The sequence below is a fragment of the Methylobacterium currus genome (assembly GCF_003058325.1).
GTDB lineage: Bacteria > Pseudomonadota > Alphaproteobacteria > Rhizobiales > Beijerinckiaceae > Methylobacterium > Methylobacterium currus.
Genome location: NZ_CP028844.1, coordinates 420,359 through 443,335, shown reverse-complemented (window position 1 = coordinate 443,335; position 22,977 = coordinate 420,359). Strand labels below are relative to the sequence as shown.

At 70.7% G+C, this 22,977-nt stretch carries 15 protein-coding genes; 5 read left to right on the top strand and 10 right to left on the bottom strand.

From position 1 onward, the window contains the following. Positions 1–75 precede the first annotated feature (75 nt). Positions 76–1,239 (bottom strand): acyl-CoA dehydrogenase family protein, encoded by a 1,164-nt coding sequence (locus DA075_RS32155; protein ID WP_099957186.1) that lies wholly within the window; start codon positions 1,237–1,239, stop codon positions 76–78. Between the two features lie 348 nt (positions 1,240–1,587). Between DA075_RS32155 and DA075_RS32150 the strand changes: the two genes are divergently transcribed. Next, positions 1,588–2,604, top strand: a complete 1,017-nt coding sequence (locus DA075_RS32150; protein WP_099957185.1) for a PAS domain-containing protein — start codon at positions 1,588–1,590, stop codon at positions 2,602–2,604. 7 nt (positions 2,605–2,611) lie between these two features. Here DA075_RS32150 and DA075_RS32145 read toward each other — a convergent pair whose 3' ends face one another. From DA075_RS32145 to DA075_RS32130, 4 genes are all read right to left on the bottom strand, one after another. After that, complete coding sequence (locus DA075_RS32145) at positions 2,612–4,567, bottom strand: acyltransferase family protein (protein WP_099957184.1); 1,956 nt, start codon at positions 4,565–4,567, stop codon at positions 2,612–2,614. A 637-nt stretch (positions 4,568–5,204) separates the two neighbouring features. Further along, positions 5,205–7,292: a carbohydrate porin gene (locus tag DA075_RS32140; protein WP_099957183.1), complete on the bottom strand. Its 2,088-nt coding sequence runs from the start codon at positions 7,290–7,292 to the stop codon at positions 5,205–5,207. Positions 7,293–7,427: 135 nt separating this feature from the next. After that, positions 7,428–8,633: a fumarylacetoacetate hydrolase family protein gene (locus DA075_RS32135; protein WP_099957182.1), complete on the bottom strand. Its 1,206-nt coding sequence runs from the start codon at positions 8,631–8,633 to the stop codon at positions 7,428–7,430. Positions 8,634–8,840: 207 nt separating this feature from the next. Beyond that, on the bottom strand, positions 8,841–10,820 hold the full coding sequence (locus DA075_RS32130; RefSeq protein ID WP_099957181.1) for a putative bifunctional diguanylate cyclase/phosphodiesterase: 1,980 nt from the start codon (positions 10,818–10,820) through the stop codon (positions 8,841–8,843). Between the two features lie 255 nt (positions 10,821–11,075). Between DA075_RS32130 and DA075_RS32125 the strand changes: the two genes are divergently transcribed. Continuing rightward, entirely contained in the window at positions 11,076–11,339 is a 264-nt protein-coding gene (locus DA075_RS32125; protein WP_099957180.1) for a hypothetical protein, read from the top strand. Positions 11,340–11,487: 148 nt separating this feature from the next. Further along, on the top strand, positions 11,488–12,069 hold the full coding sequence (locus DA075_RS32120) for a metallophosphoesterase (protein WP_099957179.1): 582 nt from the start codon (positions 11,488–11,490) through the stop codon (positions 12,067–12,069). 178 nt (positions 12,070–12,247) lie between these two features. Here the strand turns inward: DA075_RS32120 and DA075_RS32115 are convergent, their stop codons facing one another. Next, on the bottom strand, positions 12,248–14,539 hold the full coding sequence (locus DA075_RS32115; RefSeq protein ID WP_099957178.1) for an NADP-dependent malic enzyme: 2,292 nt from the start codon (positions 14,537–14,539) through the stop codon (positions 12,248–12,250). Between the two features lie 376 nt (positions 14,540–14,915). Between DA075_RS32115 and mutS the strand changes: the two genes are divergently transcribed. Continuing rightward, positions 14,916–17,564: a DNA mismatch repair protein MutS gene (gene mutS / locus DA075_RS32110; protein ID WP_244936708.1), complete on the top strand. Its 2,649-nt coding sequence runs from the start codon at positions 14,916–14,918 to the stop codon at positions 17,562–17,564. Between the two features lie 132 nt (positions 17,565–17,696). On the opposite strand, the gene DA075_RS36185 is transcribed toward mutS, so the two are convergent. The 4 genes from DA075_RS36185 to DA075_RS32095 all read right to left on the bottom strand — a co-directional run bounded on the left by DA075_RS36185 (position 17,697) and on the right by DA075_RS32095 (position 21,238). Next, a complete protein-coding gene (locus DA075_RS36185; protein ID WP_123834529.1) occupies positions 17,697–17,939 on the bottom strand; it encodes a hypothetical protein in 243 nt (80 codons plus the stop codon). Between the two features lie 263 nt (positions 17,940–18,202). Further along, complete coding sequence (locus DA075_RS32105) at positions 18,203–19,468, bottom strand: S8 family serine peptidase (RefSeq protein WP_164712581.1); 1,266 nt, start codon at positions 19,466–19,468, stop codon at positions 18,203–18,205. A 277-nt stretch (positions 19,469–19,745) separates the two neighbouring features. Beyond that, positions 19,746–20,174, bottom strand: a complete 429-nt coding sequence (locus tag DA075_RS32100; RefSeq protein ID WP_099957175.1) for a response regulator — start codon at positions 20,172–20,174, stop codon at positions 19,746–19,748. Next, positions 20,171–21,238: a PAS domain-containing protein gene (locus DA075_RS32095; RefSeq protein ID WP_269153995.1), complete on the bottom strand. Its 1,068-nt coding sequence runs from the start codon at positions 21,236–21,238 to the stop codon at positions 20,171–20,173. Before DA075_RS32095 ends, DA075_RS32100 begins: the two co-directional genes overlap by 4 nt. A 331-nt stretch (positions 21,239–21,569) precedes the next feature. On the opposite strand from DA075_RS32095, the gene DA075_RS32090 reads away from it, so the two are divergent. After that, positions 21,570–22,907, top strand: coding sequence for an AmpG family muropeptide MFS transporter (locus tag DA075_RS32090; RefSeq protein ID WP_099957173.1), 1,338 nt, complete (start codon positions 21,570–21,572; stop codon positions 22,905–22,907). Positions 22,908–22,977 lie beyond the last annotated feature (70 nt).

The window sequence follows — 22,977 nt, the reverse complement described above, 5'->3', positions numbered from 1 at the left end:
CCCGGACAGCCACGGCGTCCGCGGGGAGAAGGAGCCCCCCGCGCCGACTCGTCCCGAAGCCCCGGCGCCGGGCGATCAATACGAGCGCGGCATGCCCAGCACGTGCTCGGCGATGTAGGACAGGATCAGGTTGGTGGAGATCGGCGCCACCTGGTAGAGCCGGGTCTCGCGGAACTTGCGCTCGACGTCGTACTCCTCCGCGAAGCCGAAGCCGCCGAAGGTCTGGATGCAGGCATTGGCCGCCTCGAACGAGGCGTCGGCGGCGAGCATCTTGGCCATGTTGGCCTCCGCCCCCGGATTGGCCCCGGCCTCGTAGAGGCGGAGGCCCTCCTGCACCATCAGCTCGGCGGCGCGCATGTTGGCGTAGGCCTTGGCGATCGGGAACTGGATGCCCTGGTTCTGGCCGATCGGCCGGCCGAAGACCTGGCGCTCGCGGGCGTATCCGGACGCCTTGGCGATGAACCACTTGGCGTCGCCGATGCACTCGGCGGCGATGAGCAGCCGCTCGGCGTTCATGCCCGAGAGGATGTAGCGGAACCCCTTGCCCTCCTCGCCGACCAGATTTTCGGCCGGCACCTCCATGTTGTCGAAGAAGACCTCGCACGAGTTGTGGTTCATCATCGTGCGGATCGGCCGGATGGTCAGGCCGCGGCCGAGGACCGAGCGCATGTCGACGATGAAGGTGGAGAGGCCGTCGGTCTTCTTCGCCACCTGGTCGCGGGGAGTCGTGCGGGCCAGCAGCAGCATCAGGTCGGAATGCTCGGCCCGGCTGGTCCAGATTTTCTGACCGTTGACGATGAACTTGTCGCCCTCGCGGCGCGCGGTGGTGCGAAGCGCCGTGGTGTCGGTGCCGCTCGTCGGCTCGGTGACGCCGAAGGCCTGGAGCCGCAGGCGCCCGGCGGCGATCTCCGGCAGGTAGCGCTCCTTCTGCGCCTGGGTGCCGTGCCGCAGGACGGTGCCCATCGTGTACATCTGGGCGTGGCAGGCCGCGCCGTTGCAGCCGGACCGCTGCACCTCCTCGAGGATCGCGGCCGCCGCCGAGAGCGGCAGGCCGGAGCCGCCATACTCCTCGGGGATCAGCACCGAGAGGTAGCCGGATTCGGTCAGCGCGTTCACGAAATCCGTCGGGTAGGCGCGCTCGGCGTCGAGGCGGCGCCAGTACTCGTCGGGGAAGCGGGCGCAGAGCTTGGCGACCTCCTCGCGGATCTCGGGGTGCCGGAGGGCGTCGGTCTCGGTCATCGGGCGTCTCCATCCTGCCGCAGCGCCGGCGCGGGCGCCACGGTCCGTTGATCTGTCGCGGGGCAGGCTACACCGTTCGCGGCCGCGGGTGTCATGCCGTGAGAACCTGCCTGGTACCACAGGCTGGCCCGGGAAGCGGCCAATCCGGACATCCGTGATGCCGGGCGGTCTTGCCCCGCCGGGCGGTCTTGCCCCGCCGGGCGGCTTGGCCTGTAAATGGCCCAGCGGACCACGGCATGGCGACGCGGTGGCCCGTCCGGCAAGGATCTGTCCTGGCAAGGACCTGTCCTGGCAAGGACCTGTCCTGGCAAGGACCCATCCTGGTGAGGACCCATCCTGGTGAGGACCATGCGTGCGGCCGACCTGTCCTTTGCTCCCGCCGACTTCCTCCGATTGACGGAGAATGCCGGGCTGACGGGCGGCTGGGCCTGGAGCTTCGCCTCCGGCCGGCAGACGTGGTCGCCGGGCCTGTTCCGCCTGCTCGGGCTCGATCCCGAGCGGACACGGCCGAGCTACGACCTGCTCCTCGACCTCGTCCATCCCGACGACCGGCCCAACCTGGCGAGTGCCGCCGACCTGATACAGGGCCATGCCCTGCCCGAGCGCGAGATCCGGTTCGTGCGGCCGGACGGGACCCTGCGCCTCTTCACGCTGCGCACCGAGCTGCACCTGACCGCGGAGGGCCGGCCGCGGGCTGCCGCCGGCATCGTCCTCGACGTCACCGATGCGGCGGCCCTGCTGCGGCTGCGCCGGGCCGAGACGCGCCGGCGCAACGCTTGGTTCGCCGCGTCCCGGGTCCTGTTCGTCTCCATCGGCCTCGACCGCCGCTTCGACTTCCCGCCGGAGGCGGCGCAACTCGCGGGACGGCCGCTCGACGAGGTCAATGCCGATCCCTTCGCCGACGTGGTGCCGGCGGAGCGCGCGGCCTTCCGCGACAGCGTCGCGCGGCGGCAGCCCGGCCGGGTGTTCCAGGCGGCGCCGACGATCTGCCACGCGAACCGGGCCCCCGAGCGGTACCGGGTGGTGTCGGTTCCGGTCCATGACGAGCATGGCCGCCTCGTCGAGCGCAACGGCCTGATCTATCCGTCCGCGCTCGCCGCGCCCCCGGTGACCGACGGTCTGCGCGAAGGACTGGAGCAGGCGGTGGAGGGTCACCACCTGCGCGCCGCCCGGGCCCTGCTCGACTGGTCGATGACTGCGCTGGCGGAGGCGAGCGGCCTGTCGCTCTCGACCGTGCGGCGCCTCGAGGAGGAGGCCGAGGGACAGGGCGCCCGCTCCCGCCACAAGGCGGTCGCGGCCCTGCGCGCCGCCGGCATCCGCTTCATCGTCCTGGACGACGGCGCGGTGGCCGTCGCCCGGTCCTGACCCGGCCCTAAGGAATGGCCGCGGCGGCGCGGGGAGGGGCGAACAGCCCGGCTGCGAGGAAGCGCTCGACCGCGTGCACCGCACCGGCCAAGGAGAAGTGGCCGCTATCGGCGTACAGGAAGGTGTCGCCCTCGGCATAGGGGCACGTCCCCCCCGCGCAGAGGGCGGCGACCGGGTCGATGAAGGTCACGGTCGCCGGCAGCGCCGCCCGCAGGGCCTCGTTGAGGTGCGGGGTCTCGACCGGGCGCCAGCGGCCGGCGGTCCCCGGCGGGTCGTGGCGCTGGTGATAGGCCAGGAAGGCCGGATCGAGGGGGAATTCCGGCGATTGCCCGATGACGTGGACGCGGGCCCCGAGGGCGGCAACCTGCGCCACGGTCTCGCGCAGGCGCTCGGGGACGTGGCCGTCGCGCTGCGCCCCCCAGCGGGCCGAGAGCACCACGTCGCGGATTCCGAGCCGGCGGATCAGCGCCAGGGCGTTGTCGTTGAAGGCGCGGCAATGCGGCACGACGTGCGAGGCGATGCCGAGGGTCGGCTGGCACCCCGCCGCCGTGTACTGGACGAGGCGCCCCGGCAGCCTGTCGGCGTGCCGGATCAGGCCGGGCACGTAATGCGCCGCGAAGCTGTCGCCCCAGAGCAGCACCCGGCCCTGTACCACCAGGCCGTCCTTGCCCGCCGTGCGCATGCAGCCCTCCGGGTCCCAGGCCTGCCAGGTCTGGTCGGCGAAGAGGAAGCAGGTGCGGTGGTTCCAGGTCTCGGTGCCGGGCACCGGCCGGAGCCGGAAATCCGGGAAGCGGCCGGGCAGGCCGCCGCTCGTCACCCCGGCCCAGCCGAGACCCGCCATCGCCAGGGTGGCGATCAGGCCGGACGCGAAGACCGGGCGCAGCCGCCGCGCCTGGGCGGCTGCAGGGGGATGCCGGAACGGCTGCTCGACGAAGCGGTACGACAGGGTGGCGAGGACGAGCGTCGCCCCGATCACCGCGACCGTCTCGGAGGTGGTGAAGTCCCGCATCAGGGCGATCCGGCCGAGCACGATCAGCGGCCAGTGCACGAGATAGGCCGAGTAGGAGATCAGCCCGATGGCGACGAGGGGCGGGGCCGCCAGCAGGCGGGTCGCGGCATTGCGGGGGCCCTGCGTTGCGCCGAGGCGGATCAGCAGGGCGGCGCCGAGGCAGGGCGGCAGGGCGCCGGCGCCGGGGAAGGGCGTGGCCTCGCTGTAGAAAAGGGAGGGGGCCAGGATGCCGGCGAGCCCGGCAAGGCCGGCGGCCTGACGGAGGAATGGCGGCAGCGGGCTCGCCCCGCCATGCGGCGCCATGGCCAGCAGCGTGCCGACGAGGAGCTCCCACGCCCGGGTCGGCAGCAGGTAGAAATTCGCCGTCGGCGCGGAACGGCCGGCATAGAGGCTCAGGCCGAACGACAGCAGGGCGACCAGTCCGAAGGGGAGCCAGAGCGGCCTCAGGCGCAGGCGCAACGCCAGGAGCAGCGACACCGGCAGGACGAGGTAGAACTGCTCCTCGACGGAGAGCGACCAGGTGTGCAGCAGCGGCCGGTAATGCGCCGCGGCGTCGAAATAGCCCGAGGCACGCCAGAAATAGAGGTTGGCCACAGACAGCGCCGAGGCCACCACGCTGCCGGCGTAATCTGCGAGCTGCGGCGGCAGCAGGATCCAGTACGCGGCGAGCGAGGTGAGGGCGAGGGTCGCCACGAGGGCCGGCAGGATGCGCCGGATGCGCCGGGCGTAGAATTCCGCGAGGCCGATGCCGCGGCCGGCCGCCTCCCGCATCAGCCCGCGCGTGATGACGTAGCCGGAGATGACGAAGAACACGTCCACCCCGACGAAGCCGCCCGGCATCCAGGTGATGCCGACATGGTAGAGAATCACCGCCAGCACGGCGACGGCGCGCAGGCCGTCGATGTCGGGCCGATAGCCGAAGGCCGTCGACTGACAGGTCACGCCAGATTGCATGATTTTTGCCCCGGACGGAGGCCCAATTTGATTGTTTTTTGTTCAATATAATACCACGAAGTCAGATCGCGAGTTTGACGTGTCCGACGCTTTCGATTGTGTGCATCTGCTCGTGATTGTGTGACGCAAGTTTAGGAAGGAAGACCGCACGCCACAGCACAGCCTTTATCCGTAATTTTCGGATCTGCTGCCGGGGGTGGCTGCCAGAAGTGTTGCAGGATTGCCCGCTCGTTCCGGCCGTCGGCGATGCGGCTCATCTTCGATCGGCGGAGTCGTCCTGAAAACCGGTTCGGTGCCGTCGAAACGAAGCGCACCTCGTCTCTCCCGGGTGCGAGAGCCGCCGGGGTGACGATCGGACGTTTCCGCAGTGAAGCTCAAGTCGACCGGGCACCAACCCAACAGCCGAGCTTGGTCTCGACCATCGCCGCCTTCACCCCGGCAGTCCCTGCCGCTCGGGAGAGGCGATCCCGCGACTTGTCCTGATCGAAGAGGTTGGACGATCCGGCGACGTTCAGCCGGCCCGGGCAGCGTGGGGGGGCGGCACGCCGGGCAGAACGGACACACCACCCGACGGCGCATCGTCCGAAAGTTGCATCATGCCCCGGCGGCTCCGGGCCTCGCCGTGTCCGGGCCCGCCTCAGAAATCGGCGTGCAGGCGGGTGCCGAAGAAGTTGGCCGGGCCGCGGTCGCGATTATAGGCGGGGTTCACCACCAACTGGTAGTTGAACGACACCGTCACCGCCTTGGTGAGGCTGAGCGCGTAGTAGGTCTCGAAGGCGCGCTCAGGGGCGTAGTTCAGCCGCCCGTCGCCGATCAGCAGGCCCAAGCCCCCATTGGCGAAGAACGCCCGGTGCGACGGGGACAGCCCGTTGATCGCCGCGCCGATGCCGAGCGTGTCGCTCGGCCGGTCCCAGGCGGTGCCCTTGAGCGAGAGCCCGCCCGAGAGGCTGCGATCGACATCGGTGAAGGACAGGCTCTCGTTGCGCCCGTCCGACAGGCTGGCCCGGGCGAACAGGCCGAGATCCGGCGTCAGCGCCTGCTCCAGGTTGATATAGGCGCCGGTCTTGCGCCGGGGCCGGCGCGTCGCGGACGCAGCGTCGTTGATGTCGTCGAAGGCGCCGCCTTGCGTCAGCTCGACCACCTGGCGGTAATTGGCGGTGTTGCCGACATTGCTGAACAGGCCGATGCGCAGCTTGCCCGGCTGCTCCAGCCCGGGGAGGACGTGGCGCTCCTCGAACTCGATGTTGGTGCCGGCGCGGTCGAAGACCCGCGGGTCGAGCACGTCGTTCGAGGGCTGCTTCGGCACCTGGGTGTAGGCGGCCCGGATGGCGAATTCCGGCCGGTTGTACTCGACCATCACGCCCTGGGTGAAGCCGGGGAGGTTGGCCGGGAAGTCCCAGGCCGAGGAGCCCCAGATCGACCAGTTCATGAAGTCGATCCGGGGGTCGTGGGCGTAGATGTTGCCGTCGAAGAAGTCGCCGAGGGCGAACTTGCCGGCCACCACCGTGATCCGCTCGATGTCGCGCGTCATCGCCACCTGGTTGACGCCGTCCGGGACGTCCTCGGTGGCGCCGCCGAGACCGAAGGTCTGGCGCACGAAGTAGCGGTTCGAGCGCAGCTTGGGGAACGGCGCGCCGGCCTTCTGGGCCTCGCCGTTGACGAAGCCGGCGACGCCGAGCGTGCGCGACAGGCCGAAGCCCTGCGAGAATTCCGGATTGTAGTAGAGCTCGGTGCTGTCGGTCAGCTTCACGCCGAGGAACAGGGTCGCGGTGGTGGTGGACTGGACCTGATTCGGCACCAGGCTGTTCTCGCCGCGATAGGGCGCGCGGAAGCCCGGCACGCCCTGGGCCACGAAGGTGGTCTGGCCATGGAAGGAGTAGCGGCCGGTGTCGCGGCTCGCCGGCGCGTCCTCGGCCACCTCCGCCGGCAACTTGAGGCCGTAGGGGTACCAGGACAGCCGCGCCATCATCTGGTGCGACGAGAAGGCGGCCTGCGTCGTCACCGGGCCGAGGCCCGGCACAGCACCCAGATCGAAGCGGCCGGAGCGGCCGAGATCGACGTAGCGGTAATCGAGGCCGAGCGCGAGGTTCGGGGTGATGGCGTATTGCACGCCGGCGCCGAGGGTGAAGCCGAGGAAGGACAGGTCGCGCCGCGCCGTCGCCACCGCCCCGGTGGCGAGATCCGGATAGGTCGCGAGCACCCGCGCATTGGCCCCGGCGAGCCCGAAGGTCGCGTAGACGAGGTAATTCTCGAACGAATAGCCGAGGCGGGCCCGGAGCGCACCATAGAGGTCGGTCTTGCCCCGGATCACGCTGAAGGGCGGGTCGACGTCGTCGTAGCCGAAGCCGATCGCCGTCGAGGGCACCGGCCGCTTGAGGTTGGCGCCGTAGAGGTCGGCCTCGAGGCCGTAGAGGTAGGGACCGGCCTGCCAGTTATAGCCGCCGAATAGCCCGCCGACCGCCGTGGTGGCGGTGCGGCCCGCATCCGAGCGCCGGGTCGAGTCGCCGCTCTGGAAGGCCGGGATCGGCTGGCCGCCGACGGTGCTCGGCCCGAAGCGATAATTGCCGAACGAGGCGCCGGCACTGCCCTCGATCCCGAGATAGGGGCCGGACCAGTCGACGAAGGTGGGGGCGGCCGGGACGGGTGGGCGCAGGTCGGCCGCATTCGCCAGGCCGGCGCACAGCCCCAGGGCCACCCCGATTCCCGCACCGCCCGTCCGCCGCATCGCCGCATCCCCTGCCGTTCCGGCGGTCAGGTATAGCCAATGCTATATTCCTGGCAACCGGCCACGCTTGCCTGGGGAAGCCGTCTACGGTTTCCGTGACGGTAATGTCACGGCGGCGGGGCCGTGAACGGATTCTCAGCCGTTCAGGAGCCCGCGGGCGGCGAGGTTGCGCATCAGCGCCGCCGCTCCGAAGGTCCAGGGCTCGCAATCCTGGCAGTGGCGCATCCGGTTGACGAGGGCGCCGAGGCCCGGGCTGCGGATCACCACCCGGTCGCCGACCTTATGGGTGAAGCCCTGGCCCGGGGCGCCCCGGTCCTCGACCGGCGCGAACATCGTGCCGAGGAACAGCACCGCGCCGTCCGGGTACTGGTGGGTCCCACCCATCATCGCCGCCACGAGGTCGGCCGGGTCGCGGCTGATCTCGGAGAGCGGCGAGGTGCCCGCGAGCTTGAACCCGTCCTCGCCGGTCACCTCCAGGCTCACCACGGTGCGGCGGATATGGTCGAGGGTGAAGCCGCCGTCGAACAGGCGCACGAACGGCCCCAGCGCACAGGAGGCGGCGTTGTCCTTGGCCTTGCCGAGGAGCAGGGCCGAGCGGCCCTCGAAGTCGCGCAGGTTGACGTCGTTGCCGAGGGTCGCCCCGACGATGCGCTGGTCGGAGGCCACCACCAGCGCCACCTCGGGCTCCGGGTTGTTCCATTGCGAGCCCGGATGCAGGCCCGCCTCCTGGCCGCAGCCGACGGAGGAGAGCGGCTGCGCCTTGGTGAAGATCTCGGCGTCGGGGCCGATGCCGACCTCGAGGTACTGGCTCCAGGCGCCTTGCGCCACCAGCACCGCCTTCAGGGCCATCGCCTCGGCCGAGCCGGGCTTCAACTGGCGCAGGTCGTTGCCGACGAGACGCCCGACCTCGAGGCGGATCGCCGCCGCGGCGTCCGGGTTGCCGCGCGCCCGCTCCTCGATCACCCGCTCCAGCATCGAGACCGCGAAGGTCACGCCGGCGGCCTTGACCGCCTGGAGGTCGATCGGGGCGAGGAGCCAGGGCCGCGACGGATCGCGGCTGTCCGGCGGCGTGTTGGCCAGGACCGCGTCGAGGGGGCCGACCGTCTCGCCCGCGGCGCCGCGCAGGGCGGCAGCCGGGTCCCCCGTCTCGCAGAGGTCGCGGATGGTCGGGAAGGCGCGGGTGATGTCGACGAGCTCCGGCTGCCCGTCGGCGCCCGGCCGCACCGCGACGGTGCTCGGCCCGTTCAGCTCCGGCCGCCAGACGCGGCCGGCCAGCGCACCGGCCAGGCCGTCCTCCGGCAGGATGGCGCGGGCATCGAAGGTGTCGAGAATCGGCTGCATGTCAGGTCTCCTCCCGGGGGCCGGCGCCCGTTCGGCGGGCGCGCGGCGTCGAGGCTGAGACCTAAGCCGTCCCGGTGCGGCGGGAAAGCGGATCCTGCCGGCTTCCCGCGACGGAATCGCTGCGCCCGGCTTCGTCCCGGGGCCGGGAGAGCGGCGGCCCGGACCAGTGCGGACAGGCCCGGAACTGCCGGAGATGTGTGAGCAGGGTCAGGCCGCATCCGGGCGGCAGGCGAGGGCCTGCCGGAGCGCCTGATCGGCCGGGGCCGGGCGGCCGAGATGGTAGCCCTGCAGGAACGGGCAGCCGAGAGCCCGCAGGGTGGCGAGGTCCTCTGCGGTCTCGACGCCCTCGGCCACCACTTCGAGGCCGAGCGCCCGGCCGAGGCCGAGCACGGCCTGGACCAGCCCGCGCTTGTCGTCGGAGGCCGACAGGCCGGTGACGAGGCTGCGGTCGATCTTGACCCGGCCGGCCCGCAGCTGGCGCAGCGAGGCCAGCGACGAGTAGCCGGTGCCGAAATCGTCGAGCGCCACCCGAATTCCTGCGCGGGAGAGGGCGAGGAGCTTGCCCTGCACCGCCGCGATGTCGAGGGCGGTCTCCTCGGTGATCTCGATCTCGAGGAGCGACGGGGCTAGGCCCAGCGCCTGCAGGCGGTCGAGCACGATCTCGTCGACCGGGATCTGCGCCATCTCCCGCGGCGAGACGTTCATCGCCACCCGGATGTCGGGGACGCCGCCGGCCCGCAGGACCTGCATCGCGCCGCAGACCTGCTCCAGGATGAAGCGCAGGAGCGATTCGGTCAGGCCGGCCCGGGCGGCGGCGGCGACGATCTCGCCGGGCGGGACCCAGCCATGGACCGGGTGGTTCCAGCGCACCAGGGCCTCGAGGCCGGCGACGCGGCCGCCGGCCTCGCCGAAGATCGGCTGGAACCAGACCGCGAGGCCGTTCTCGGCCAGGGCGTGGGAGAGATCCCGCTCGCTGTCGCGCCGCATCTCCAGGCGCCCGCGCAGGCCCTCGTCGAAGATCCGGAAGCGGTTCCGGCCGGCGGCCTTGGCAGCGTAGAGCGCCTCGTCGGCGCAGGTCAGCATCTGGGTCAGGCTGGGGCCATGGGCGTGGCACAGGCCGATGCTGATGCCGAGGCGGCCGGTATCGAAGCTCTCGAACGGCTCGATCACGGCCCGGATCAGCGTCGCGGCCAGATCGGCCGGCGACGGGCCGGAGGCCGGATCGTACAGGACCGCGAACTCGTCGCCGCCGAAGCGGGCCGCCAGCGTGTCCGGCGGCAGGGCCCGGCGCAGGCGCCGCGCCACCTCGATCAGCACCCGGTCGCCGGTCGAGTGGCCATAGACGTCGTTGACCGACTTGAAGCCGTCGAGGTCGAGCAGCATCAGGCACGGCGCCGGCCCGGACTGGAGGATCCGCGCCTCCGCACCCTGCGCGAAGCCGGCACGGTTCATCAGCCCGGTGAGGGCGTCGTGGGTGGCGCGCCGGCGCATCTCGTCGGCGAGCGCGCTCGCCGCCTCGTGCGCCTCCTGGCGCGCCCGGGCGAGGGCCGTGGCCTCGTTCTTCAGCCGGGAGGTGCGGCGAAAGCCCTGCTCGGTCTCGACGGCGCTGCGCAGGAGCGCCGCGAGGTAGATCAGCACCGTCGCGGCGAGGCAGGCGCGGTCGAACCCGCCGGCCCAGACGAGGCAGCCGGCGACCGTGAGCAGCGGCGGCGTGATGAAGCTCGCAGGGATCGCCGCGTAGGCCATGCCGTGGGTGACGGCGCCGGCGGTGATGCCGCAGGTGACGATGAGGTAGAACAGGGTCTGGGGCGCGGTGTAGCCGTCGCATAGGAGCGCCACCAGGGACCAGACCAGGCCCGACAGCAGCGCCGCGAGGGTGGCGAGGCGGAGATGCCGGTCGATCGAGCGGGCGGCGCCCCGGCTCGGCCCGGGCGGCACGGCCCCGGGGACGGCGAGGCCGGGGCAGGGCGCGCGGCACAGGCCGAACCGGACGAGGTTCACGGACGACGAGACGGCGAACCAGGCGAGTCCCGCGCCGCCCTGTCCTGTCTGCGCGGCGACCAGGGCGCCGGTCACGCCAAGGAGCGCGTTGACCGGCATGGCGTGCTGCACGCTGCGGCGCACCGCCTCGAGCTGGTCGCGCCGGATCGACGCGCGCAGATCCGGGTCGTCACCCTCGCGCGGCATGCCGGCGGCTGGTCGCTCGCTGCCTGATCCTGACATGTCACCTCGGCGGGTCAGCCCTGCTGCCTTAATGGTGTTTGGTAAAGAATCGTTGACCACGGTCCGGGTCAAGCCGGGCGAGGTCACGACGGCCAAGCTCCTGTGGCGCAAGGGCCGGCCCGGCCACACCGGCCACACCGGCCGCCATCGCCCGTTGCCGCGACGGAACGGCGGCCGAGCCTGGCCGTTGAATGGATCGCGAGAGCGCGAGGAGGCATCATGCGGAACGTGGCGAAGGCGGCTGTGGTGGCGGTCGTGACGCTGATGGGCGTCGGCGCGGCGGAGGCCAAGGGCTGCATCAAGGGCGCGATCATCGGCGGCATCGCCGGGCACTACCTGGCCGAGCGCGGCGTCGTCGGCGCGGTGGCGGGCTGCCTCGCCGGCCGGGCGCTCGCCAAGCGCCGCGCCGCGCGCGACGTCGATTACGGCGCCCGCGTGCGCCCGCGCGACGGCTACGGCACGGCCCGGAACTACAGCTACTGAGGAGCCGCCCGGCGGTCGTCCGGCCGCCGGGACCGGCCGCCCCCGGTCCTTGCGGGGAGAACACGCCGACGCGGCGATCCGTCCCGTGCCGGCGCGCCGGGTCGCCCCATCTGATCCCGCATCCGTCCCGCGGGCGAACCGGGTCAGCATGGCCGTCTTCTTCACCGCCGACACGCATTTCGGCGACGCTCACATTCTGCGGCAGCGCGGCCGGCGCTTCGCCTCGCTCGCGGAGCACGACGAGACCCTGGTGGCGAACTGGAACGCGGTCGTCGGGCCGGAGGACGAGGTCTGGCACGTCGGCGATTTCGCGGCGCATGCCGAACGCGCCTATTGCGCGGCGATCTTCGCCCGGCTGAACGGCATCAAGCGTCTGGTGCGCGGCAACCACGACAGCAACCGCGTCCTCGACCTGCCCTGGGCCGACCCGCCGGTGGAGAGCGCGCGGATCACCCTGCGGGAGGAGGGCCGCGAATGGCGGCTGTACCTCGCGCATTACGCCCACCGGGCTTGGCCCGGCCTGTGGCGCGGCACCCGCCACCTCTACGGCCACACCCACGGCACGCTCCCGGACACCACCCGCTCCTGCGACGTCGGGGTCGATGCCTGGGACGACCGACCTATCCGCCTCTCGGCCCTGGCGGCGCGCCAGGACGCCGCCACCCTGGTGCCGGAGGAGCTGGCGCGGGACAAGGCGCGGGAGGACGCCGCCCGAGTGGCGGGCGACTGACCGCGTCGAGACAAGAAGCCTCTTCCGCCCCTCGACCTCTTCCTGCGGTGCGACCGATGGAAGCCTCGAAGAAGGCCTCCAGAGATCTGGGCGATCCCTGGAAGCCTCCTTCGGCCGACCCGTCAGGATGAGGAGACGGACGAGATCAGGCGGAGCCCACCGGGCTCCGGGATAGCGATCATCCGCCGATGTTGTAGGCGGCGAGCGCCGCCATGTTGACGAGGTCGGAATCGGTCGCCCCGAGCGGGACGATCTGCACCGCCTTGTCGAGGCCGACGATCAGCGGCCCGAGCACCTGGGCGCCGCCAAGTTCCTGCAGCATCTTGGTGGAGATCGAAGCCGAGTGGAAGGCCGGCATCACCAGAACGTTGGCCGGCTGCTTGAGCCGGCTGAACGGGTACTGGGCGAGCAGGTCCTTGTCGAGGGCGACATCGGCCGCCATCTCGCCGTCATACTCGAAATCGACCCGCATCCCGTCGAGGATCTTGACCGCCTCCTGCACCCGCTCGGCGCGCTCGGCCTTCGGATGGCCGAAGGTCGAGAACGACAGCATCGCCACCCGCGGCTCGTAGCCGAGGCGCCGCGCCACGCCGGCGGCCTCGATGGCGATGCCGGCGAGTTCCTCGGCGCTCGGCATCTCGTGGATCGCCGTGTCGGCGACCAGCACCGCGCGGCCGCGGGCGAGGCAGAGCGAGACGCCGATCACACGGTGGCCGGGCTTGTGGTCGATCACGCGGCGCACGTCCTCGAGCGCGATCGAGTAGTTGCGGGTGGTGCCGGTCACCATCGCGTCGGCGTCGCCGAGCGCCACCATCGAGGCGGCGAAGTGGTTGCGGTCCTGGTTGATCAGGCGCTGGCAATCGCGGAACAGGTACCCCTTGCGCTGCATCCGGGCGTAGAGGAACTGCGCGTAGACGCTGTTGCGGTGCGACTTCGCGGCGTTGTGGATCTCGATGTTGTCGCGGCCGTTGAGGTCGATGCCGGCGGCCTCGGCATTGGCCATCACTCGGTCCTCGCGGCCGACCAGGATCGCGGTACCGAGGCCCTGGTTGACGAACGACACCGCGGCGCGGATCACCACCTCCTCCTCGCCCTCGGCGAAGACGACGCGCTTGGGGAACTTGCGCACCCGCTCGAACACCCGGTTGAGGGTGCCGGCGACGGGGTCGCGCCGCGCCGAGAGCTGGGCCCGGTAGCGGTCCATGTTGTCGATGGGCTTGCGGGCGACGCCGGTCTCCATCGCGGCCTTGGCCACCGCCGGGGGCACGGTGTGGATCAGGCGCGGATCGAACGGCACCGGGATGATGTAGTCGCGCCCGAAGCGCGGCCGCGCGCCCTGATAGGCCGCCGCGACCTCGTCCGGCACGTCCTCGCGGGCGAGAGCGGCGAGGGCCTGCGCCGCCGCGATCTTCATCTCCATGTTGATCGTGGTCGCGTGCACGTCGAGGGCGCCGCGGAAGATGTAGGGGAAGCCCAGAACGTTGTTGACCTGGTTCGGGTAGTCCGAGCGCCCGGTCGCCACGATGGCGTCGTCGCGGACCTGGGCCACCTCCTCGACGGTGATCTCCGGATCGGGGTTCGCCATCGCGAAGATGATCGGCTGCGGCGCCATCGAGGCGATCATCTCAGGGGTGAAGGCGCCCTTCACCGAGAGGCCGAACACGATGTCGGCGCCGTCCATCGCCTCGGCGAGCGTGCGCTTCGAAGTCGCGACCGCGTGGGCCGACTTCCACTGGTTCATGCCCTCGGTGCGGCCCTGGAACACCACGCCCTTGGTGTCGCACAGGATCACGTTCTCGGAGCGGAAGCCGAGCGCCTTGACGAGCTCGATGCAGGCGATGCCCGCCGCCCCGGCGCCGTTGACGACGAGGCGGGCCTCGGAGATGTCCCGGCCGGTGATGTGCAGGGCGTTGATGATGCCCGCCGACGAGATGATCGCGGTGCCGTGCTGGTCGTCGTGGAAGACCGGGATGTCCATCAGTTCCCGCAGGCGCTCCTCGATGATGAAGCACTCGGGGGCCTTGATGTCCTCCAGGTTGATGCCGCCGAAGGTGGGCCCGAGGTAGCGCACGCAGTTGATGAACGCCTCGGCGTCCTCGGTCCCGACCTCGAGGTCGAAGGAATCGATGTCGGCGAAGCGCTTGAACAGGACCGCCTTGCCCTCCATCACCGGCTTGGAGGCGAGCGCGCCGCGATTGCCGAGGCCCAGGATCGCGGTGCCGTTCGAGATCACCGCCACCAGGTTGCCCTTGGCGGTGTAGTCGTAGGCCAGCTGCGGGTTGTCCGCGATGGCTAGGACCGGCACGGCGACGCCCGGCGAATAGGCGAGCGACAGGTCGCGCTGCGTCGCCATCGGCTTCGTCGCCACCACCTCCAGCTTGCCCGGGCGGCCCTGCTGGTGGAATTGCAGCGCCTCCTGGTCGGTGAAGGTCGGGCGCTTGCGGCGGGTGACGGGACGGGACTCGCTCATGCCAAGCTCTTCTTTCAACGACAGGTTCGCGCTGACGGCGGGACACGTCCCTTAGGGCCATGACTCGGCCGGCTCAAGCGGGGCTGCGGCGCCAACACCCGCCCGGCCGGCATTTTCAGCCGGGGACGACCATCCCCATCTTCCCCGTTCTGCCGGTCTGGAGCCTGGCCGCGGGCCTCTGTTAGTCTGGCGGACCAGGATCGCCGCGGATCCGACCACAGCCTCAAGGTCACCGGCCCGAGATCTCATGACGATGGACAGCGACACCGGCCGCCTCCTGCGCGACGAGCCCTACGACCTCGCCGAGGCGGCGCCCTTAGCCCCCGCCCGCGGCCGGCGCCCTGCCGCCGCCGACGACGACGCCAAGGTCTCGCCGATGATGGCGCAGTACATCGAGATCAAGGCGGCGAATCCCGATTCTCTCCTGTTCTACCGCATGGGGGACTTCTACGAGCTGTTCTTCGGGGATGCCGAGATCGCCTCGCGGGCGTTGGGCATCGTGCTCACCCGTCGGGGCAAGCATGGCGGCGCCGACATCCCGATGTGCGGCGTGCCGGTGGAGCGCTCCGACGACTACCTCCAGCGGCTGATCGGGCTCGGCCACCGGGTCGCGGTCTGCGAGCAGACCGAGGACCCGGCCGAGGCCAAGAAGCGCGGCGCGAAATCGGTGGTGCGGCGCGAGGTGGTGCGCCTCGTCACCCCGGGCACCATCACGGAAGACCGCCTGCTGGACCCCGGCCGGGCCAACGTGCTCCTGGCGCTCGCCCGCCGGCGCGCCTCGGACGCGGCCTGGGCCTACGGGCTTGCCGCCGTCGACATCTCGACCGGGCGGTTCTCTCTCGGCGAGGTCGAGGGGGCGGGGCTCGCCGCCGAGATCGCCCGGCTCGATCCGCGCGAGATCGTGATGGCGGAGTCCATTCACCAGGATCCCGACCTCGCCCGCCTCTGGCGCGACACGAGGGCCGCCGTCACGCCGGTCGGCCGCGGCGACGTCGATCCGGCTTCCGCCGAGCGCGCGCTCAAGGAGCAGTTCGGCGTCCAGACCCTCGACGGATTCGGCGCCTTCAGCCGGGTCGAGGTCGCGGCTGCCGGCGCGGTCCTGCATTACATCGCCCGCACCCAGCTCGGCGCCAAGGTCACCTTGAGCCCGCCGACCCGCCAGGCGGCCGGCGCGAGCCTGATGATCGACGCGGCGACGCGGGCGAATCTCGAGCTCACCCGCACCCTTTCGGGCGAGCGGGCGGGCAGCCTGCTCGCCGCCATCGATCGCACGGTGGGCGGGGCCGGGGCGCGCCTCCTGGCCGAGCGGCTGGCCGGCCCCTCGACCGACCTCGCGCTGATCCGGCGCCGCCACGACGCGGTCGAGTTTCTGGTGGGCGAGGGGCCGCTGCGGGCGGAGTTGCGGGCCGAACTTGCCCGCGCGCCCGACATGGCCCGGGCGCTGACCCGGATCGGCCTCGGCCGGGCCGGGCCCCGCGACCTCGCGGCGTTGCGCGACGGGCTGCTCGCGGCCCGCGGCATCGCAACCGCGCTTGCCGGGGCTGGTGCGCTGCCGGGCGAGATCGGCAAGGCCGCCCGCATCCTGGCCGGGCTCGACGAGGGGCTCGCCGACGAGCTGGCCGGCGCGCTCGCCGACGACCTTCCCTTGCAGCGCCGCGACGGCGGCTTCGTGCGCGAGGGCTATCGGGCCGAACTCGACGAATCCCGCACGCTCCAGCGCGATTCGCGCCAGGTCGTGGCCGGGCTCCAGGCCCGCTACGCCGCCGAGACCGGCTGCCGGACGCTCAGGATCAAGCACAACAACCTGCTCGGCTACTACATCGAGGTGCCGCAGGCCTTCGGCGAGACCCTGCTGAAGGATCCCTGGCGCGCCACCTTCGTCCACCGCCAGACCATGGTGGACGCGATGCGCTTCACCAGCGTCGAACTGGGCGAGCTGGAAACCAAGATCGCCAACGCTGCCGGACGCGGACTGGCCCTCGAACTCGAGATCTTCGAGACCCTGTCCAAGGCCGTGATGGCGGAATCCGACTCGATCGTGGCGGCGGCGAGCGCGCTCGCGGCGCTCGACGTCGCGGCATCGCACGCGGAACTCGCCGTCGAATTGAACTGGACCCGTCCGATCGTCGACGACAGCCTCGCCTTCCGGATCGAGGGCGGGCGCCACCCGGTCGTCGAGGCGGCCCTGACCAAGGCCGGCGAAGCCTTCATCGCCAATGCCTGCGACCTCTCTGGGACACAGGCGGGTCAGATCCTCCTCGTCACCGGCCCGAACATGGGCGGCAAGTCGACCTTCCTGCGCCAGAATGCGCTGATCGCGGTGCTCGCCCAGATGGGCGCCTACGTGCCCGCCGCGTCGGCCCATCTCGGCCTCGTCGACCGGCTGTTCTCCCGCGTCGGCGCCGCCGACGACCTGGCGCGCGGCCACTCGACCTTCATGGTCGAGATGGTCGAGACCGCCGCGATCCTGAACCAGGCGACGCGCCGCTCCCTGGTGGTGCTCGACGAGATCGGCCGCGGCACCGCCACCTTCGACGGGCTGTCGATCGCCTGGGCCTGCCTGGAGCACCTGCACGGCGCCAATGGCTGCCGGGCCCTGTTCGCCACCCACTTCCACGAGCTGACCGGTCTCGCCCAGGGCCTCGACCGGCTCTCCAACGCCACCCTCAAGGTGACGGAATGGAAGGGCGACGTCGTCTTCCTGCACGAGGTGGTGCCGGGCGCCGCCGACCGCTCCTACGGCCTCCAGGTCGCCCGCCTCGCCGGCCTGCCGGCCCCGGTGATCGCCCGCGCCAAGGCGCTGCTCGCCGAACTGGAGCGCGGGGAGGGCGGTTCCGGTCGGCGCAAGATCCCCGCCGAATTGCCGCTGTTTTCCGCGATGCCGGCCGCCCCGCCGCCGACGCCGGTGGTGGAGAAACCCGACCCGGTCGGCCTGCTGCTCGACGGCATCGATCCGGATGCGTTGAGTCCGCGGGATGCGCTGGACGCGCTCTACCGGCTTAAGGCGGCGCGGGCTGAGAGATAGGCGGAGAGTTCCCGGTCACAATCGCCGACATCGACCGCATTCCCCCGGCCGCCCTTCGGTCGGGGGCTGTTGTTGCAGATTGCACGCACCGGCTTCGATGTTGCGACATTGCATTGATCGATAAAATCGCGTCTATTGCGGCACCTTCTCGTCCATCGGCGGAAGCTGAAAGTTCGTCTGCGGTCGAACCGCCTCGACTCCGGCGACATCCTTGAAAGCGTTTACCAAGCCAATATCGCTTGTTCCGAAGATCGTTCGGAAACGCGGAATAGTCTTATGTACATGAAGACCTTTAGCTTCGAGTGATTTGGCAACCTCCTTGATATCGGCATGGTTTTCGTCTTCAACCATGATGATCATTTCAACGTCTGCCATGGCGGCTCTCCATCTTGACAAGGTATATAGCGCCAATGTCGGTCGATTCGACCCCGTGCGCAAGCTGGCACGACGTCCTCACCATGGTTGTCCGACCCGATCTCCCGTGCTGCTCGTCGGGTGGCCGGTGGCGCGGACGGACCGGGCCCGACGAGACGATCATCGGCCGCTGACCCCAGCGAGCGTCGGTGCCGCCGGGCGCGCGGAGCCAAGCTCCGCGCGGGTTTGCCAAGAGGCTAAGACAATAACCTTCGGAATCCTTATCAGGCGCCGGCCCCTCGGGGAGCCTGGACGAGGCCGTGGCCATAGTCACGCACCTGGCCGATCTCGCGTGCGGCGGCGATCAGCGCTTGCCGCAGGCGGAGCCCCCGCAGGGACAGGTCAGACTCGGCAAACAGCGCAGCCACGCCGGCGACGTGCGGGCAGGCCATGCTGGTACCCTGGAGGGTGCGCGACCGCCGGGGCTCGGGGAAGGCCGAGTAGACCGACATGCCCGGCCCAACGAGGTCGAGCGCTTTTCCGTCCTCGTTCACCCCACCGCAGGAGAACGGAGCGACCTTCAGCTTCGGGTCGACAGCGCCCACCGCCATGATCGATGGGGAGTTCGCCGGCGCGCCGATGGGGGCGATGTAGCCGTAGTCGCGGGCGCTCTCGTTACCGGAGGCCGCAATGATCAGGCAGTTCTTCTTGAGTGCCGCACGCCCGGCTCGCTCATAGAGGGGGTCGAAGGTCTCGTTCGTCCGTGTCGGTCGGCCGACGGACATCGAGATGACGGCGCATTCCTTTTCGATCGCCCAGTTCATGCCCTCGACGACGTCGAATTCGGCCCCGGCGCCGCGATCGTCGAGGACCTTGCCGATATGGAGGTCGACGTCCGGGGCCACGCCGTAGCGCCGGCCGACCTTCGAGCTGGCCGGCCCGGCGAGAGTGCCGGCCGTGTGGGTGCCGTGCCCTTGGACATCTTGCACGGAGCCGTCCCGCACGAAGCTCTGGCTGACGATCGCACGCCCGGCGAAATCGAGGTGATCGAAGTCGAGACCGGTATCGAGGACCGCCACCCGTATCCCCTTGCCGGTATAGGGCGTCCGATCGGCGCCGACGGCCTGAAGACCCCAGGTGAGCTGGTCGTTGTCGGCAAAGGCCGCCGCCTCGGCTGCCGCCATCTCGGCCGCCGCGGCCACGGGCGCTGCCGCCTCGGGAAAGCCGTTCGCCAGGATCGAGAGCCCTTCCCGAACCCACGCCGCGTAGCGCCGCTCGAGTTCGCTGATCGCGAAGAGGTAGAATTCCGGTCGTACCGTCTCCACGCCGCTCTCGGCCCGGAGGCTCGCGATGCGCGCGCCGACGGCATCCTGGGGTTGGATGATCGCGACCTTGAAGCGTTCGATGACGGCACCCCCCTCCGGAGCGGCCGCGCCTGGGCCAGGCAGTCGCGTATCCCCGATCTCGCGCAGGTCGAATGTGCGGATGCCGATTCGGTTCTCGATGAGCGCCTGTGCTTGCGCCGTCTTGATACTGGGATCGAACGTCACGATGTAGCGTCCAGTCGGTTGCGGACGAGGCGGTTCCGGAAAACTGTTTTTCAAAGTCATTATATGATCTCTCGCCAATAAATTGACGAAATATACGTTATCATAACGATATTTTGTACATCAATAAAAAAATTGAAGTCCTATATTCATCGGTAATAAAAAAGGCAATACTCAAATATGATACGTTCTGATGCCGATCGCAGCGCAACGTCTGGTTTCAGATGAAGCTTTCATGATATAAAAATATGTACTGATCGAACAATTTCGATCGCACCTGTTAGGTCTGTAGCCGCGGCGCCAACACCACCCCGTCCGGCGCCTCCGCCGGCACCCCGCCATGATACCGCCCGCGCACATAGGCGAGCGCTGCGCGGATCACCCGCTCCGAATAGGGCTTGGCGATGATCCCGGCCGCCCCCGCGAAGTCCGGCGGGACGCGCTTGGCGTTGGCGGTGGTGAACAGCACCGTGAGGCCGGGCCGGGCGCTCAGGGCCTGCGCCACCGCGACCCCCGTCGGGCCGTCGGCGAGGTGGATGTCGACGAGGGCGATGTCGGGCGCGAGGTCGCGGGCGAGGGCGATCGCCTCGCCCGAGCGGGTCGCGACCCCGACGGGCACGTAGCCGGCTTCCTCCAGGAGGCATTCGAGCTCGAGGGCGATGAAGGCTTCGTCCTCGACGATCAGGACCCGCAGGCCGCCCGCGCTCAATGGCCGGTTCCCGGATGACCGGGTCTCGACTGTCCGATCCCGAGCGGCAGGACGACATAGGCGCGGGTGCCGGGATTCAGCGCCTCGACGGCGAGGCTGCCGCGCAGCTGGCGCACCAGCATGCCGACGAGGTCGCGGCCGAAGCCCTCGGGGTTGTCGGACTGCTCGGGCATCCCGACGCCGTCGTCGCGGATGTCGAGGATCAGGTGCTCGCCCTCGGCCCTCGCCGTGATCCCGACCTGGCCGCGCCGCTCGCCCGGGAAGCCGTGCCGGACCGCGTTGACGGCGAGTTCGTGCACGAGGAGCGCCAGAGGCGCGGCCATCGAGGCCGGCACGGCGACCGCCTCGACATCGACCGAGAGCGCGATCCGGTCCGGGTCGAGTCCGGCTTCGAGGTCGGCCGCGAAATCGGTCGCGAAGTCGCGCAGGTCGAACCGGGCGACGTCGCTCACCGCGTAGAGCAGACGGTGGGCGGTGGCGAGCGCGCCGATCCGGTCGGCCATGCTGCGCAACACGTCGCGGCAGGCGGGATCGCGGGTGCGCCGCGCCTTGAGCAGCACCAGGGAGGAGATGACCTGGAGGTTGTTCTTCACCCGGTGGTCGACCTCGTGCAGCAGGGCGGTCTGCTGGTCGAGGGCGGCCTGGAGCGCCCGGTTGCGCGCCTCGAGATCCTGGGCGAGGCCGTCCTTCTCCCGCACGAGCGTCCGCTCGGCCTGGCGCGTCCGGGTGACGTCGGTGAGGACCGCGAAGAAGGAGCGCACCGTGCCGGCCTCGTCCCGCACCGGGGTGAGCGTCATGTCGTTCCAGAACGGGCGCCCGTCCTTGCGATAGTTCAGGAGGTCGACCCGCAACGGCTCGCCCCGGACCACCGCATCCCGCACCCGGGCGATCTCGCGGGGATCGGTGTCGGGTCCCTGCAGGAAGCGGCAATTGCGGCCCAGCACTTCCTCCGCCGCGTAGCCGGTGAGCTGGCAGAAGGCGTCGTTGGTGAACACGATCGGGTTGTCGGGCAGGGCAGGGTCGGTCATCACCATCGGCGTCGCGCTGGCGCGGAAGGCGGCCAGGAACGGCGCATCCCATGGCTGCGCGCCCCGAGGCGTGGCCTCGTCGGCGCGCGTCGTCCTCGTTCCGGCCTCCCTCGGAGCATCCAACCCGATCATCCGCAACCCGCCCGTCCGCGGCCTAGCCCCGCCCGGCCGATCCGGGACGGAGCGGGGCCGTGGCCCCATTTCTCCTGAGCGAACCCGCGACTGCGGGCGGGGTTCCCGATGGTCACGTAAGCTCCGGTGGACACAATGTTAATTTCTCATCCATCATGATCCCGCCCACATGCTGGGGTCGATTGCGCGGCGGCGGCCCCGCGCGGTGCCTCACGCCTGGAGGACGACGATCACGATGACGAAGACGGCCGGGAAAGAGGGCACGGGCTGGCTCGCCCGCACCCGCGCCACCCTGCGGGACGTGGTGGCGGACCGGCGGATGGCCATGATGCTGGTGCTCGGCTTCGGCGCCGGGCTGCCGATCCTGCTCGTCTTCGCTACCCTGTCGGCCTGGCTGCGCAGCGCCGGCATCGAGCGGTCGAGCATCGGGCTCCTGAGCTACGTCTCGCTCGCCTACACGCTGAAGTTCCTCTGGGCGCCCGTGATCGACCGGGTCGACCTGCCGGTCCTGTCGCGGTGGCTCGGCCGGCGCCGGGCCTGGATGCTGCTGTCGCAAGCCGCCGTGGCGGCGGGCCTCGTGGCGATGAGCCGGGGCGATCCGGCGGGCTCGCTCGGCTACACGGTGGTCTGTGCGCTGGTCATCGCCTTCGCGTCGGCGACCCAGGACATCGTGGTCGACGGCTGGCGCATCGATTCCGCGCCGACCGAGCGGCAAGGCATGATGCTGGCCTCCTACCAGCTCGGCTACAGCCTCGCGCGGATCTGCGCCGGCGCGGGCGCGCTGTTCGTCGCCGACGCCTTCGGCTGGGCGCCGGCCTATGGCAGCATGGCGCTGCTGATGCTCGTCGCCGTCGCCGGCACGCTGGCGGCGCCGAAGGTGCAGGCCCGCGATCCGGGGCCGCGGCGCGGCTGGCGGCACGCGCTCCGCGAGGCCGTGGTCGATCCCTTCGCGGATCTCGTCGCCCGCAAGGGCTCGGGGCTGGTGCTGATCCTCGCGCTCATCACGGTCTACCGCCTGCCCGACATCGTGTCCGGCATCATGGCGAACCCGCTCTACATCGACATGAAGTTCTCCCTCTCGGAGATCGCCACGGTCTCGAAGGTCTACGGCGTCTGGGTCGGCATCGCCGGGGCCTTCGCGGGCGGCATCGCGGTAAGCCGGCTCGGCCTCTACCCGGCGCTCCTGATCGGCGGGATCGCGGCCTCGGCCTCGAACCTGATGTTCGCCTGGCTGGCGCTCGCCGGCCACGACCTGCCGCTGCTCGTCGCCAGCATCAGCATCGACAATTTCGCCGGCGCCTTCGCGGGCACGGCGCTGATCGCCTACATGTCGAGCCTGACCTCGCCGGCCTTCGCGGCGACGCAATACGCGCTGCTCTCCTCGCTCTACGCCCTGCCGGGCAAGTTCGTCGGCGGCCTCTCGGGCTTCGCCGTCGAGTCGCTCGGCTACCCGGCCTTCTTCGTCATGACCTCGGCCGTCGGCATCCCGGTGACCCTGCTCTGCCTTGGGCTCCGCATGCTGCCCGGCGAGACCGAGCCGGCGCCGCCCGAGGAACTGCCGGCCCGGGCCTGATGGCCGGGGCATTTGCCCCGGCCGCCCGCCCCTTGCGGAACCCGCCCCCGGCGCCCCAGCTTTAATCCCG

What these genes read in the sequence shown, in the direction of transcription:
- mutS (WP_244936708.1), top strand. Translation starts at nt 14,916, where the DNA reads ATGATGGCGCAGTACATCGAGATCAAGGCGGCGAATCCCGATTCTCTC.
- DA075_RS32155 (WP_099957186.1), bottom strand. Translation starts at nt 1,239, where the DNA reads ATGACCGAGACCGACGCCCTCCGGCACCCCGAGATCCGCGAGGAGGTC.
- DA075_RS32145 (WP_099957184.1), bottom strand. Translation starts at nt 4,567, where the DNA reads ATGCAATCTGGCGTGACCTGTCAGTCGACGGCCTTCGGCTATCGGCCC.
- DA075_RS32120 (WP_099957179.1), top strand. Translation starts at nt 11,488, where the DNA reads ATGGCCGTCTTCTTCACCGCCGACACGCATTTCGGCGACGCTCACATT.
- DA075_RS36185 (WP_123834529.1), bottom strand. Translation starts at nt 17,939, where the DNA reads ATGGCAGACGTTGAAATGATCATCATGGTTGAAGACGAAAACCATGCC.
- DA075_RS32125 (WP_099957180.1), top strand. Translation starts at nt 11,076, where the DNA reads ATGCGGAACGTGGCGAAGGCGGCTGTGGTGGCGGTCGTGACGCTGATG.
- DA075_RS32130 (WP_099957181.1), bottom strand. Translation starts at nt 10,820, where the DNA reads ATGCCGCGCGAGGGTGACGACCCGGATCTGCGCGCGTCGATCCGGCGC.
- DA075_RS32090 (WP_099957173.1), top strand. Translation starts at nt 21,570, where the DNA reads ATGACGAAGACGGCCGGGAAAGAGGGCACGGGCTGGCTCGCCCGCACC.
- DA075_RS32150 (WP_099957185.1), top strand. Translation starts at nt 1,588, where the DNA reads ATGCGTGCGGCCGACCTGTCCTTTGCTCCCGCCGACTTCCTCCGATTG.
- DA075_RS32135 (WP_099957182.1), bottom strand. Translation starts at nt 8,633, where the DNA reads ATGCAGCCGATTCTCGACACCTTCGATGCCCGCGCCATCCTGCCGGAG.
- DA075_RS32115 (WP_099957178.1), bottom strand. Translation starts at nt 14,539, where the DNA reads ATGAGCGAGTCCCGTCCCGTCACCCGCCGCAAGCGCCCGACCTTCACC.
- DA075_RS32140 (WP_099957183.1), bottom strand. Translation starts at nt 7,292, where the DNA reads ATGCGGCGGACGGGCGGTGCGGGAATCGGGGTGGCCCTGGGGCTGTGC.